Source organism: Ruegeria sp. AU67 (assembly GCF_900312795.1).
Lineage (GTDB): Bacteria > Pseudomonadota > Alphaproteobacteria > Rhodobacterales > Rhodobacteraceae > Ruegeria > Ruegeria atlantica.
Genome location: NZ_OMPH01000039.1, coordinates 1 through 13,365 on the forward strand (window position 1 = coordinate 1; position 13,365 = coordinate 13,365).

Below are 13,365 nucleotides of genomic sequence, written 5' to 3' on the forward strand. Positions count from 1 at the left end.
CACGCATTTTCGCGGAATCCCCAGGTTGTACAGGCCGAGAAGTCGGACCGGGGATCCGCTGACATGCCCGTATCCCAGCTTTGAACCACCAGTTGGAACCAGCGACGATTTTCGATGGTCTCATAAATACTGAACCACTCCCAGCGAAGGGGCGATCCGTCTGGTGCAATCGGGTTCTGCTGATACTGGCAATTGAACACGGCTGCGCCCATTTCACGGCGCTTGGTATCCAGCGTTTGCTGATCCAGGCGCGACGGGCAAAGGAGATCACCCGGTTTGCGGTGCATGGCCCTTCCACGCCCAAGAGGCACCGTCTCATATTCTTCGGCGATGGCAGACAGATTCAGGTGCCGATAGGTACCGCGTTCAAGCAGGTAGCCTGGCGGATCCATCTCGTGCAACCGTTGTGCAACCATAACCACACGCCCTTCGGCCGGGTTGTCAAAGCGCGACAGCAAGGTCCCCTCAATGAACTCCTGTGCCTTGACCAGCTCGGCTTCGGAACCCGCATCACCAGCTTTCAGCAGGTCATCGATGATGATGTAATCAGCGCCATGGCCAGTAACAGAACTGCCGATGGAGACAGCCTTGCGACTGCCTCCCTTTGTGGTGCGGATTTCTTCTGAGGAGTTGCCCTTTTGGGCCAAAACCGTTTCAGGGAACATTTCCCGGTACCAGCGCGCGGACATGATCCGACGACAATCTTCAGAATGCTTGCGCGCCAAATCCAGCCCGTAGCTGGCAACAATAATCTTGGCGCTGGGTGAGTGCCCCAGAAGATAAGCGACATATGCAACGGCCACGGTGACCGATTTCAGGCAACGTGGCGGGATGTTGATGATCAGCCGCTTGTTTTCGCCTTGGCGGAGGTGCTGTCAGACTAATTCGAACTAGTCTCAGTTTGCCGCGGAAATCGCGAACTTATCCGGAACAAAGTTGACGCCACTCGCTAAGAGCGGCGGCGCGGGTCAGCTTGAAGGTGTCTCGACTGGCTAGCGATCTTTCCTGGTTGAAGTGGTTGTAAACGGAGGAATGGACGGAGGCGAATTTCTGCAAGCTTCGCATACGCCTGAAACGCAGCATGGCCCGTTCTCTTCGTCGAAACGGCAGGTGCGAGTTCTCGTCGCGGTTGTTGAGCCACCTGCCCGTCCTTTGTTTTTCGGTAGCGCCAAGCTCTCTGAGCGCGGCTCTGTATGAGGCGAAGCGATCCGTGACGACGTTTTCCGCTTTTCCGTGCCGCTTCATCAATTTCCTGAGGAATTTCAGTGCAGCCTGCTTGTTTCGGCGTTTGGTGACAATGGCTTCCAGCACCTCGCCTTCATAATCAACGGCCCGCCAAAGATAATGCCGCTTGCCATTCACCTTCACGAAAACCTCGTCAACGTGCCACTTCGATTTTGAAAAGGCTCGGAGTTGCTGAACCCGTTTTCTTCGGATCTCTGATGCAAACATCGGGCCAAACCTGTTCCACCAATAACGCACAGTTTCGTGGCTGATCTCGATGCCGCGCTCGTGCAAAAGATCTTCAACATTGCGAAGCGAAAGCGGAAACCGAACAAACATCATGACGGCCAGACGGATGATCTCGGGGCTCGTCTTGAAGTAGCGAAAAGGGCTGCGTTTTGTCATCCTGCGACGCTAAGTGCTCGCCCTGCCCGCCTCAATAAGTTTCTTCTGACGGCGCCCCCTTCTGAGCTAAGCTACTGTTAAAAGTAACAAAAAGATCAGCGACATGTGAGCTTTTGTCATTTGGGCGGCGGCCCGAGGCGAGGATAGGCCGACGCAGCGTTATTGGGTATGTTGCCGCCCAGATAACTTTGGGCAAGCTCCTTCCAAGCCCCGTAATCCGAGGCAAGGTTCACGACCGGCCAATCGCTGCCAAACAAAAGGCGATCACGCGCAAAACTGCCCAAAATATACTGAACATAGGGTTTCAGATCTTCTTCGCCCCAGTTTTCCGCCGCTTCGGTCACTAGCCCCGAAATCTTGCAAAAGACTTGCGGGTAGGTGGCAATCTCGGCCATGTCTGCGGCCCAGCCTTCGATCACCTTGTCGCGGATTTCAGGTTTTGCGCAGTGATCCACCACGACGCACAGGTCGGGGTAGGTCCGCAGGAATTCAAGAAGGTGGCGCAGGTGGCGCGGCATCACCAGCGCATCGAACGTCAGATTATTCCGAACCATCTCTGCAATCGCAGGGGCTAAGGCGGGGCGCAGCATCCAGGCATCGTCCCCGATATCCTGAATCATCGGGCGCAACCCTACCAATTTGGGATGTTGCGCCAACTGGGCAACCGAGGCAGGCGCGCTTTCGGCCTCTAGATCGACCCAGCCAACCACACCGCCAATCCAATCATGACGATCCGCCAGCGACAAAAGGTATTCGGTTTCTGCTTCGGTGTCGGCGGCCTGAACTGCGATGGTGCCCGTGATACCAGCCGCATCCATCAGCGGCTTCAGGTCATCGGGCTGAAAATCGCGGTAAAGCTTGGTCAGCGCGGGTGTCAGCCAGGCATAGTCACCCCGTTCAAGTTTCCAGAAATGCTGATGGGTATCAATTGTCATTGCTCACCCTCCCGATGGCGCGCGCTGATCGCGGGCCGTTTGTAATGTCCCGGTGTTGGCAGGCGCGCCACCATGCAGTCTTGTAAGCTCTTGCGCCAATTGGCCGTGCATTTCGGTCACCTCGTCCAAGGTCGGAACTTTCAGATCATCGACACGTTCCAGATAGGGACAGCTCAGCACGGCGGCCGCCCGTCCGCCCGGATCAAATACCGGAAAGGCGATGTTAGTGACCCCGATGGCTGTGGCCGAGGTCATCTTTTCGTATCCCACAGAGCGAATACGCGCGATGTGGTCAGAGAATTCCTCCCTATCAAAGGGAGGCTCACCCAACGCGGGCCGATGGCGTTCAATCAGGTCTTCCAGTTCGCTTTGTGGTCTGAATGCCGCCAAAACGCGCCCTGATCCAGTGTTCCACAGCCCCACAACCGTGCCAGTCTTTAGCGCCAACCCCCAGTTCCCCGGAGATTCCGCCGAAGCCACAATCACAATGTCCCCATTGCTTTCCATGCCCATATGACACGACTGCCATGATGCGCGCGTGATGGCCCGCATACGCGGTAGCGCGCTTTCGATGACACGCCCGATGGGTGGGTGACGCTGCGAGATCGAGAACATCTTGAGGCTAAGCGAATAGCGGTCCCCGGAAAGCGATCGGATCACATAATCGCGCCGCACCAGTGTCGACAGCATGCGATAAATTTCAGAGGGTGAGCGATCCAGCGCCTTAGCCACTTCGCCCTGCGTCAGACCTTCGCCGTGGTTTGCCAAAAGCTCGATAATGTCCAAGCCTTTTTCCAGCGCAGGCGCGCGGTATTTTTCTGGCGCGTCGTCCATTTTGACCCTCGTTTCATCACTACAACCAGAGTTTCCTTCACTATCAGGGGGCAAGTCAAGGTTGATTTATTAATGAATAAATGATTTATAAGCAAATAGAGAGCCGCATTACTGGCCGTGATCTGGGAGGAAGAAATGAAAAAACGAAATATAATCAAAGGCCTGATGGCTGGGACTGCAATTGTTGCGATGTCCGAGTCGGCAATCGCGTCTGACTGGGGCAGCTTTGATGGCGTCACAGTCGCAGCGAAACTGATCGGCGGCCAACAATATGAAGGGCTTTATGGCCGCATTGCTGACTGGGAGGCAGCAACCGGTGCAAAGGTCGATATCATTTCAAAGAAAAGCCACTTTGAGATCGACAAGGAAATCAAATCCGACATGGCTGCCGGAACCACCGATTGGTGTGTGGGTTCGAACCACTCATCCTTTGCGCCCCAATACGAAGGGCTTTATGTCGACCTGAACGATCTGGTGCCAGAAAGCACCGTAGCAGAGTTCGTGGGCGGCAACATTAGCGCCTCGACCGTGGGCGGCGAGCTGTTGATGCTGCCACGTGCGCAGTTTGACGTTTCGGTTCTGTATTATCTGAAGTCAAACTACGAAGACGCGGACAAGGCCACCGCCTTCAAGTCCGAGTATGGCTATGAGCTGGCCGTTCCCGAAACATGGGAGCAGGTCAAGGATCAGGCTATCTTCTTTGCGGATGCCCCCAATTTCTATGGCACGCAATTTGCCGGCAAGGACGAGGCCATCGTTGGCCGGTTTTATGAGATGGTCGTGGCCGAGGGCGGCAACTATCTTGATGAAACCAACAAGCCGATCTTTAATTCGGATGCGGGTCAGCGCGCGCTTCAGTGGTTTGTCGACCTCTACGAAGCCAAAGCCGTTCCTGCGGGCACTACCAGCTATGTCTGGGATGACCTGGGACAGGGTTTTGCGTCAGGCACGGTCGCGCTCAACCTCGACTGGCCGGGCTGGGCTGGATTTTTTAACGATCCCGAATCCTCTAAGGCGGCAGGCAATGTCGGCGTTGCGATTCAGCCCATGGGTTCGGTCACGCGCACAGGCTGGTCCGGGCATCACGGGTTTTCGGTCACCAATGACTGCGCCGACAAGGATGCGGCTGTATCGCTGGTCATGTTCCTGACAAGCGAAGAAAGCCAGCTGTCGGAATCGTCCGGTGGGTCGCTTCCTACACGTTCGGCCGTCTGGGAAGCCAACGTCGCTGCCGCCAAGGCGGGTGACGACCCCTTCCGCGCAGAAGCGCTTGCTGCTTTTGCCGCGGGTGCGGAATTTGCCTTTGCTGTGCCGCCGATCCCCGAATGGGGTGAAACCACAAACATTGTCTTCCCCGAATTGCAGGCCGCAATCGTGGGCGACAAGACGGTCAAGGAAGCGCTGGACGACGCTGCCGCAGCCGTGGACGAGCTGATGCGCGAATCCGGCTATTACTAAGGTTAAAAGCCTTTCGGGGGCAGACCGCCTGCCCCCGAAATCCGCCCTACCCCAAGCCATCCAATAGGTAGCCCCATGACCCGCCGCCGCTTGCCAGAGTGGTTAGTCCTTCTGTTGCCTGCGATCATTGTGATTGCCGCAGTCGTGCTGATCCCGCTAATCTTTTCGCTCTACTCCAGCTTCACGCCTTACAAGCTGACGCGACCGTCCACTTTATGGAAGTGGGTGGGCACATATAACTACGAAAAAATCCTGTCGGACGCGAAGTTTTGGGCCGCCTTTGGACGGACGGTTCTGTTCCTGACCATTGTGCTGAACGTGGAGCTTTTGCTGGGCCTTGGCATTGCGCTGATGATGAACAAGGTCACATGGGGGCAACGAACCCTGCGCACGATCCTGATGTTTCCGATGATGTTCTCGCCTATTCTGGTGGGATTTCAGTTCAAATTTATCTTTAACGACAATATCGGTCTGGTGAACAACATACTGCAATCCATGGGTTTTAACGGCGCGCTGCCTTGGCTGGTGGACGGCAAGCTGGCGATGTTCTCGATCATCTTTGCCGAAGTGTGGATGAGCACATCGGTCTTTGCCATCCTGATCCTTGCAGGGCTTTTCGCCATGCCACGCGATCCGCTGGAGGCCGCCAAGGTCGATGGCTGCACCCCCTGGCAAACGTTCCGCCATATCACGTTGCCTTTCCTGATGCCTTTTATTTACATCGCCATGACCATTCGCAGCCTAGATGTGGCCCGCGCCTATGACATTGTGCAAATCATGACAGGGGGCGGGCCTGCACGGCGCACTGAACTTCTTTGGACCCTTATGAGCCGCACAGGTTATGTCGACGCCCGCATGGGGCTGGCCAATGCGATGGGATATGTTTCGATCATCCTGTCGATCCTGTTCACCGTCTACTTCTTCCGCAAGCTCAGCGCCGCGCGCGCCGAACTTGGAATGGCGGGGTAAGTGCAATGGATAGCAATCTTTCCCATCGCAATCGCAAACGCGCGCTGAAGGCCCTGCATTTCACCGCGCTGTTCATCACCATGGCGGTTATCTGCATTCCAGGGCTTTGGATTGTCCTGAACTCGTTCCGCCCGACGGTCGAGATCATGGCAAAGCCGCCCGTCTGGAACCCGTCGTTTACGCTGGACCATTACCGCGCGATGTTTGGGGGCGCTGGCGAAGGCGGGGTGCCGGTTTTTTCATATTTCCGTAACTCAATGATAGTTTCGGTCACGTCGACCCTGATTGCGATCCTGATCGGAATGTCGGGCGGCTATGCCTTCGCGCGCTATCGTTTTAAGGGCAAGTCGGGCTATTTCGTCGGGCTGATGCTGTTTCGCGCGGTGCCAGGTGTGGCGCTGTCGCTGCCGCTGTTCATCGTCTTTGCGCGTGTCGGCATCATCGACACGCATTTCGGTCTGATCCTTGCCTATGTCGCAATGAATGTGCCCTTTACAATCTGGTTGACCGACGGCTTTTTCCGCCAGATCCCCAAAGAGCTGCACGAGGCGGCTGAAATGGATGGCTGTACCCGATGGCAGGCCTTCTGGAAGGTCGAATTTCCGGTGGCGCGGTCAGGTGTGGCATCTGCTGCGATCTTTGCCTTTCTGACCTCGTGGAACGAATTTGCGCTGGCGTCACAGCTGACACGTTCGGTCGGGTCAAAAACAATGCCTGTCGGACTTTTGGATTTCACCGCTGAATTCACGATCAACTGGGGCGGCATGTGTGCCTTGGCAGTTCTGATGATCGTTCCCGCGCTGATCCTCACATTTATTGTTCAAAAACATCTGATTGCCGGCCTCACGTTCGGCGGCGTCAAAGGATAGCAAAATGAGCGAAGTTACCCTTTCCAAAGTTGTGAAAAAGTACGGCCAGCTGCAGGCGGTTCACGGGATTGATCTGGATATCCAAGACGGCGAATTCGTGGTGTTGGTCGGCCCGTCAGGTTGCGGGAAATCCACGACCCTGCGGATGATTGCGGGGCTCGAAGACATCTCGGGCGGTGAGGTTTCCATCGGAGGGCGCGTGGTCAATGATCTGCCACCTCGCGAACGCAATATCTCAATGGTATTCCAGAACTATGCGCTTTACCCGCATATGACTGTGCGCGAAAACCTTGGGTTTTCGCTGAAAATCGCCAAGGCCGACATTGCCGAGATCACGAAGGCGGTGGATGCGGCGGCCGAAATTCTGGGTCTGAACGAATTGATGGATCGCAAGCCCGCCGAACTGTCGGGTGGCCAGCGTCAGCGCGTCGCCATGGGCCGCGCGATTGTGCGCCACCCCGATGTGTTCCTGTTTGACGAGCCGCTATCCAACCTTGATGCCAAGCTGCGCACCCAAATGCGGGTTGAAATCAAGCGCCTTCATCAACGCGTCGGCAACACGATTATCTACGTCACCCACGATCAGGTCGAAGCGATGACCCTGGCGGATCGGATTGTTTTGATGCGCGACGGGCATATCGTGCAGGTCGGGACCCCGTTGGAGCTGTTCAACACGCCCATTAACACCTTTGTAGCGACCTTTATCGGATCTCCGCCCATGAACCTGATCGACGGAACGGTGTCGGGCGAAGATGCCATCGAACTTTCCGATGGCATTTCCGTGCCGGTGCCAGCAAATGCGCGTGGCAAGGTGCAGACGGGTCAAAAAGTGAAGTTCGGCTTTCGCGCAGACAACCTTATGCCCCAAAAACACTCCGTGCAGGAGGAAGGCCAGAAAGCCGAATTGGAACTGACCGTGACATTGACCGAACCGCTGGGCACTGAAACTCTGCTGTTCACCGAAGTCGCCGGGACCGAGGTTCAGGCAAAAATGCTGAACCCGCGCCCCGTACATCCGGGCGAAGTGTTGAAATTCGATCTGATGCTGGACAAATGCCATGTCTTTGACGCGACCAGCACAAACGCGGTCAGAGGCTAAGCCATGGCAGTGATAACCCGCATAGAACTGCAGATGATCGACCTGATCCCCAAGGTGAAACGGGTCGATGCCATTCAAACTTTTGTCAGTCAGGAAACGCCTTTCGTGACCGTTTATGATTCTGACGGCGGGGTCGGGACGGGTTACAGCTATACCATCGGGACGGGCGGGCCTTCGGTGATGGCGCTTCTGGAACACACGCTGGCCCCAGCCCTGATCGGCAAGGACCCCGACCGGATCGAAGGCATCTGGCGCGATCTTCTGTTCCTGACCCATGCCACCGCTGTCGGGGCGATCACGTCGCTTGCGCTGGCGGCGATTGATACCGCGCTTTGGGATCTGAAGTGTAAGAATGCGGAGCTGCCATTGTGGAAGGCCGCGGGTGGCGCACGTCCGCGCGTTCCGCTTTACACAACCGAAGGCGGCTGGCTGCACCTTGAAACCAAGGTATTGGTTGATGACGCCGTCGAAATGCAGGCGCGGGGTTTTCGCGGCTCTAAGATCAAGATCGGCTGCGATCACATCAGTCAGGATGCTGCACGGCTTGAGGCGGTACGCGCCGCCGTGGGCGATAGCTACGAGATCATGACCGACGCCAATCAGGGATTTACCCTGTCCGAAGCGATCCGCCGTGCGCGGGTTCTAGAGGATTGCGGCGTCGGCTGGTTCGAAGAACCCCTGCCCGCCGATGACGTGCAGGGGCATGTGGAGCTTTCGCGGCGTACCTCGGTGCCAATTGCCGTGGGCGAAAGCATGTATTCCGCCAGCCAGTTCAAAGATTACCTTCAGTCTGGTGCAGCCTCGATCGTGCAAGTGGATGTGGCGCGTATTGGCGGCATAACCCCTTGGCTGAAGGTGGCCCATATGGCCGAGGCGTTCAACGTCATGGTCTGCCCGCATTTCCTGATGGAGCTTCACCTGTCGCTGGTCTGTGCCGTGCCAAATGCCAAATGGCTGGAATACATCCCGCAACTTGACAGTGTAACCGCCGCGCCGATGCGTATCGAAGACGGTCAGGCCGTGCCTTCGGACGCGCCGGGGCTGGGCATCGAATGGGACGCTGACGCCATTGCCGCCAAATCGGTGTTTTCACAGACAATCACGGGGGGCGCCTGATGCAACGAATGGGAATGGTGATCCGCCTTAGGCCAGAAAAGATCGCAGAATACAAACGCCTTCACGCGGATGTCTGGCCGGATGTTCTGGCCCAGATTAAGGGCAGCAATATTCGCAACTACTCCATTTTCCTGCGCGAACCTGAAAACCTACTTTTTGGCTATTGGGAGTATCACGGCAATGATTTCGAGGCCGACATGGCCAAGATGGCCAAAGACGCACGCACCCGCGAGTGGTGGGCCCTAACGGACCCATGCCAAGCCCCGCTTGAAACCCGCGCCAAGGGCGAACAGTGGGCTATGATGCAAGAAGTCTTTCACACGGATTAAAGAACCATGACACAAAAAACAGGCCGTCTAGCAGGCAAGAAAACACTAATCACCGCAGCAGGCCAAGGCATTGGCCGCGCCACCGCCGAGCTTTGGGCCGCCGAGGGCGCCGAGGTCATTGCATCCGACATCAACGCCGACACTCTGGCGGAACTTGATGCCATCGACTGCGTGACGACGCTTGTGTTGGATGTGACCGACGCCGAGGCCGTCAACAAGGCCATGACAGATATCGGCCCGCTGGACGTGCTGTTCAACTGCGCAGGCTATGTCGCCCACGGTACGATCCTTGAATGTGACGACAAAGATTGGGATTTCAGTTTCGATCTGAACGTCAAAGCCATGTATCGCCTGATCAAACTGGCCCTGCCCGCCATGTTGGAACAGGGCGGTGGTTCGATCATCAACATGTCATCGGTGGCCTCCTCGATCAAAGGCGTGCCCAACCGTTTCGCGTATTGCGCATCCAAGGCTGCCGTAATCGGCATCACGAAATCGGTTGCCGCCGACTATGTGACCCGTGGCATTCGCTGCAACGCGATTTGCCCCGGGACGGTGGACAGCCCATCCATGCACGGACGTCTGTGCGCCACGGGCGACTATGAAAAGGCCCTGTCGGACTTTATCGCGCGTCAGCCCATGGGACGTATCGGCACGACCTATGAAATGGCGGCCCTTGCACTTTATCTGGCAAGCGACGACAGCGCCTTTACAACCGGACAGGCACATAACATCGACGGCGGTTGGACCGCCTAGGACTTGATGAGGAGAGTAACAGGTGAAACTTCTACGCGTTGGCCCTGTGGGGGCAGAAAAACCTGCAATTCTGGATGCGGAAGGCACGATCCGTGATCTTTCGGGCGTGATTGGCGATTTGGCAGGCGACGTCCTTGGGGATGCCGGCCTTGATCACCTGCGCGGCCTTGATCCCGCAACCCTGCCCGTGTTGGACGGGGAAGCACGCATCGGTCCTTGTGTCGGACAGGTCGGCAAGTTCATCTGCATTGGCCTGAACTATGCGGATCACGCCGCGGAATCCGGCATGGCCTTGCCCGAAGAACCGGTAATCTTCTTCAAGGCGACCTCGGCCATCTGTGGCCCCAACGACACTGTCGAAATACCGCGCAATTCGGTCAAATCCGACTGGGAAGTTGAACTGGGCGCGGTGATCGGTAAGCACACCAAATACGTCAGCAAAGAAGACGCGCTGGACCATGTGGCAGGCTATTGCGTGGTCAATGACCTGTCAGAGCGTGACTTTCAGTTGCACCGCTCGGGTCAGTGGGTAAAGGGAAAATCCTGTGACACCTTTGGCCCTATCGGCCCTTGGCTGGTGACCCGTGATGAAGTCGCGGATCCTCAGAATCTGGCGATGTATCTGGAAGTGAACGGCCACCGTTATCAGGATGGGTCGACCAAAACGATGCATTTTGATGTGGCCACAGTGATTTCGCACCTGTCGCAATTCATGTCCCTGCAACCGGGTGATGTGATATCGACCGGGACGCCGCCGGGGGTTGGGATGGGCCAATACCCTGCAACTTATCTTAAGGCGGGCGACAAGATGAAGCTTGGCATTCAAGGACTGGGTGTTCAGGTCCAAGACGTGGTCGCGGGCTGATGACGAAAATCACCAAACTGCGAACTCACGACCTGCGCTTTCCCACCTCCGCGTCACTTGACGGTTCGGATGCGATGAACCCCGACCCCGACTATTCGGCGGCCTATGTAATTCTGGAAACGGACGGCGCTCACGAAGGCCACGGCCTGACTTTTACAATCGGGCGCGGCAATGAAATCTGCATTGCCGCGATCGAGGCATTGGGCCACCTGATGGTCGGGCTAGAACTGGACTGGATACGCGAAGACATGGGCCGTTTCTGGCGGCATGTCACCGGCGACAGTCAATTGCGCTGGATCGGGCCGGACAAAGGTGCGATTCACCTGGGGGCCGGTGCAGTTGTAAACGCAGTTTGGGATTTGTGGGCCAAGGAAGCGGGCAAACCTGTCTGGCTTCTGGTGGCGGAAATGCCGCCCGAAGACATCCTGCGCCTGATCGATTTCCGCTATCTGACCGACGTTCTGACACGAGACGAGGCACTGGGCATCCTGCAGGCTGGCGAAGCTGGCAAAGCCGAACGCATCGCCCGACTGCGCGCCGAAGGCTATCCCTGTTACACGACTTCCGCCGGGTGGCTGGGCTATCCTGATGACAAACTGCGTCGCCTGTGCCGCCAAGCCAAGGACGCAGGCTTTACTCACACCAAATTCAAAGTGGGCCGTAATCTTCAGGATGACATCCGCCGTCTGACCATCGCGCGCGAAGAACTGGGCGATGACATGAACATCATGATCGACGCCAATCAGGTATGGGAGGTCGATCAGGCCATAGACTGGGTCAAGAAACTGGCCTTTGCCCGCCCCTTCTTTATCGAAGAACCCACCAGTCCCGACGACATTCTGGGACATGCAAAAATCCGCCAAGGCGTGGCCCCCGTCAAGGTTGCGACGGGTGAAATGTGCCAGAACCGCATCATGTTCAAACAGTTCATTGCCGCCGGGGCCATCGACATCGTGCAAATCGACAGCTGCCGGATGGGGGGCCTGAACGAGGTGCTTGCCGTAATGCTGATCGCGGCCAAATACGATCTGCCCGTCTGGCCTCACGCGGGCGGGGTGGGTCTGTGTGAATATGTGCAGCACATGTCGATGATCGACTACGTCGCGATTTCACGCGAAAAAGATAGCAAGCGCATCGAATTCGTCGATCACCTGCACGAACATTTCGAAGATCCCTGCATCGTCAAAGACGGCGCCTATCAGGCACCGACCTGCGCAGGATTTTCGATTGAAATGAAACCTGCCTCTATCGCTGAATATACCTTTAACGGGGGCGTTTCGCGCAAAGGGGCGGCATGATGAAACTCAACCAAATCGGCAAGACCGAGGTCAAGGTCACCGACGTATCTTTTGGCTGTGCCAGCATCGGCAACCTTTATCGCGCGGTCAGCGACGACGAGGCCAAAGAGGTGCTGCAAGGCGCTTGGGATGCGGGCATTCGCTATTTCGACACAGCTCCGCGATACGGGCGTGGACTTGCCGAACAGCGGTTGGGTCGGTTCCTGTCGAACAAGGATCGCGATGGGCATGTGATCTCGACCAAGGTGGGGCGTATTCTGTCCCCCGGACAGCCCATGGCAGAGGCCGACGGCTTTGTTGATCCGCTGCCCAACAACGTGCGCCACGACTATTCCGGCGATGGGCTGGAGGCGTCACTAGAACACAGCCTTGACCTGTTGAAGACCACCTATTGCGACATCGTTTTTGTGCACGACATCGGCACCTATACCCACGGGGCCGACAATGCACACCACATGGAAGCGTTTTTGCAATCAGGCTATGAACGCCTTGTTCGACTGAAGGAAAAGGGGCGGATCAGGGCCTTTGGCCTTGGCGTGAACGAAAATGAAATCTGCCTTGATGTGATGGAACATGGCCCCATTGACGTGATCCTTCTGGCCGGTCGCCTGACGCTGCTTGACCGCTCTGCCGAGGACGCGCTTTGCGCAAAATGCCGCGAACAGGGCACCAGCCTTGTGCTGGGCGGCATCTTCAATTCCGGCATCCTTGCAACAGGGGCGGTAGACGGCGCGACTTATGACTATGAACTGGCCACACCCGAAATCGTCGCAAAAGTCAAAGAACTAGAGAGCAAAGCCAGGGCGCTGAACATCCCCTTGGCAACAGCGGCCCTGCATTTTGCCCACCGCCATCCCCTTGCGGCCTCGGTCATTTTGGGAACGGCCAAAACCTCATCCCTGCGCCGGAATTTGGCGGGTTTGGATTCGCAGGTGCCCGAAGGGTTTGACCAACATTTTGCGTGATCATCGCGTGCCGGGTCGTTCTGGGCATCCCGCGCACGCACCGTGCCATCGCAAAGCCTTGAGCGGGTGCTGTCAGACCAATTCGAAGCAGTCTCTGTTTACCCCTAAATGCCGGAACTTATGCTGAACAAAGTTGGCGCCACTCGGAGAGAGCAGCGGCGCGGTTGAGCTTGAAATTGTCTCTGCTGTAGAGGGCGCGTTCCTGATTGAAATGGTTGTGGACGGAAGAATGAACTGCGGCGA

General features: G+C 56.8%; 13 protein-coding genes and 2 pseudogenes. 10 read left to right on the plus strand and 5 right to left on the minus strand.

All coding sequences use genetic code 11. The annotated features are described in order from the left end of the window. From DK510_RS19350 to DK510_RS19365, 4 genes and pseudogenes are all read right to left on the minus strand, one after another. Positions 1 to 803 (minus strand): annotated as a pseudogene (locus tag DK510_RS19350) (terminase); the annotation flags it as partial. Between the two features lie 118 nt (positions 804 to 921). After that, positions 922 to 1,629, minus strand: a complete 708-nt coding sequence (locus DK510_RS19355; RefSeq protein WP_109313494.1) for an IS6 family transposase — start codon at positions 1,627 to 1,629, stop codon at positions 922 to 924. A 116-nt stretch (positions 1,630 to 1,745) separates the two neighbouring features. Then, entirely contained in the window at positions 1,746 to 2,564 is an 819-nt protein-coding gene (locus DK510_RS19360) for an amidohydrolase (protein ID WP_109313495.1), read from the minus strand. Positions 2,565 to 2,567: 3 nt separating this feature from the next. Continuing rightward, positions 2,568 to 3,398 carry an IclR family transcriptional regulator gene (locus DK510_RS19365; protein ID WP_109313496.1) on the minus strand — a complete coding sequence of 277 codons (831 nt, stop codon included), beginning with the start codon at positions 3,396 to 3,398 and terminating at the stop codon, positions 2,568 to 2,570. A 135-nt stretch (positions 3,399 to 3,533) separates the two neighbouring features. On the opposite strand from DK510_RS19365, the gene DK510_RS19370 reads away from it, so the two are divergent. The 10 genes from DK510_RS19370 (at position 3,534) to DK510_RS19415 (ending at position 13,122) form a co-directional block, all read left to right on the plus strand. Then, a complete protein-coding gene (locus DK510_RS19370) occupies positions 3,534 to 4,856 on the plus strand; it encodes an ABC transporter substrate-binding protein (RefSeq protein WP_109313497.1) in 1,323 nt (440 codons plus the stop codon). 75 nt (positions 4,857 to 4,931) lie between these two features. Beyond that, entirely contained in the window at positions 4,932 to 5,825 is an 894-nt protein-coding gene (locus DK510_RS19375; protein WP_109313498.1) for a carbohydrate ABC transporter permease, read from the plus strand. 5 nt (positions 5,826 to 5,830) lie between these two features. Continuing rightward, positions 5,831 to 6,694, plus strand: a complete 864-nt coding sequence (locus tag DK510_RS19380; protein WP_109313499.1) for a carbohydrate ABC transporter permease — start codon at positions 5,831 to 5,833, stop codon at positions 6,692 to 6,694. Between the two features lie 4 nt (positions 6,695 to 6,698). Continuing rightward, the gene (locus DK510_RS19385; RefSeq protein ID WP_109313500.1) at positions 6,699 to 7,793 is read left to right on the plus strand and encodes an ABC transporter ATP-binding protein; all 1,095 of its coding nucleotides are present in this window, start codon (positions 6,699 to 6,701) and stop codon (positions 7,791 to 7,793) included. A gap of 3 nt (positions 7,794 to 7,796) precedes the next feature. Continuing rightward, positions 7,797 to 8,909, plus strand: coding sequence for a mandelate racemase/muconate lactonizing enzyme family protein (locus tag DK510_RS19390; protein WP_109313501.1), 1,113 nt, complete (start codon positions 7,797 to 7,799; stop codon positions 8,907 to 8,909). Then, positions 8,909 to 9,238, plus strand: coding sequence for an L-rhamnose mutarotase (locus tag DK510_RS19395; RefSeq protein ID WP_109313502.1), 330 nt, complete (start codon positions 8,909 to 8,911; stop codon positions 9,236 to 9,238). Before DK510_RS19390 ends, DK510_RS19395 begins: the two co-directional genes overlap by 1 nt. Positions 9,239 to 9,244: 6 nt before the next feature. Continuing rightward, the gene (locus DK510_RS19400) at positions 9,245 to 9,994 is read left to right on the plus strand and encodes an SDR family oxidoreductase (protein ID WP_109313503.1); all 750 of its coding nucleotides are present in this window, start codon (positions 9,245 to 9,247) and stop codon (positions 9,992 to 9,994) included. 22 nt (positions 9,995 to 10,016) lie between these two features. Further along, positions 10,017 to 10,859: a fumarylacetoacetate hydrolase family protein gene (locus tag DK510_RS19405; protein ID WP_109313504.1), complete on the plus strand. Its 843-nt coding sequence runs from the start codon at positions 10,017 to 10,019 to the stop codon at positions 10,857 to 10,859. Further along, positions 10,859 to 12,157: an L-fuconate dehydratase gene (locus DK510_RS19410; RefSeq protein WP_109313505.1), complete on the plus strand. Its 1,299-nt coding sequence runs from the start codon at positions 10,859 to 10,861 to the stop codon at positions 12,155 to 12,157. The genes DK510_RS19405 and DK510_RS19410 overlap by 1 nt, the downstream gene beginning before the upstream one ends. Then, positions 12,157 to 13,122: an aldo/keto reductase gene (locus DK510_RS19415; RefSeq protein ID WP_109313506.1), complete on the plus strand. Its 966-nt coding sequence runs from the start codon at positions 12,157 to 12,159 to the stop codon at positions 13,120 to 13,122. The genes DK510_RS19410 and DK510_RS19415 overlap by 1 nt, the downstream gene beginning before the upstream one ends. A 118-nt stretch (positions 13,123 to 13,240) precedes the next feature. On the opposite strand, the pseudogene DK510_RS23400 reads toward DK510_RS19415, so the two are convergent. Beyond that, positions 13,241 to 13,365: pseudogene (locus DK510_RS23400) on the minus strand (IS6 family transposase); the annotation flags it as partial.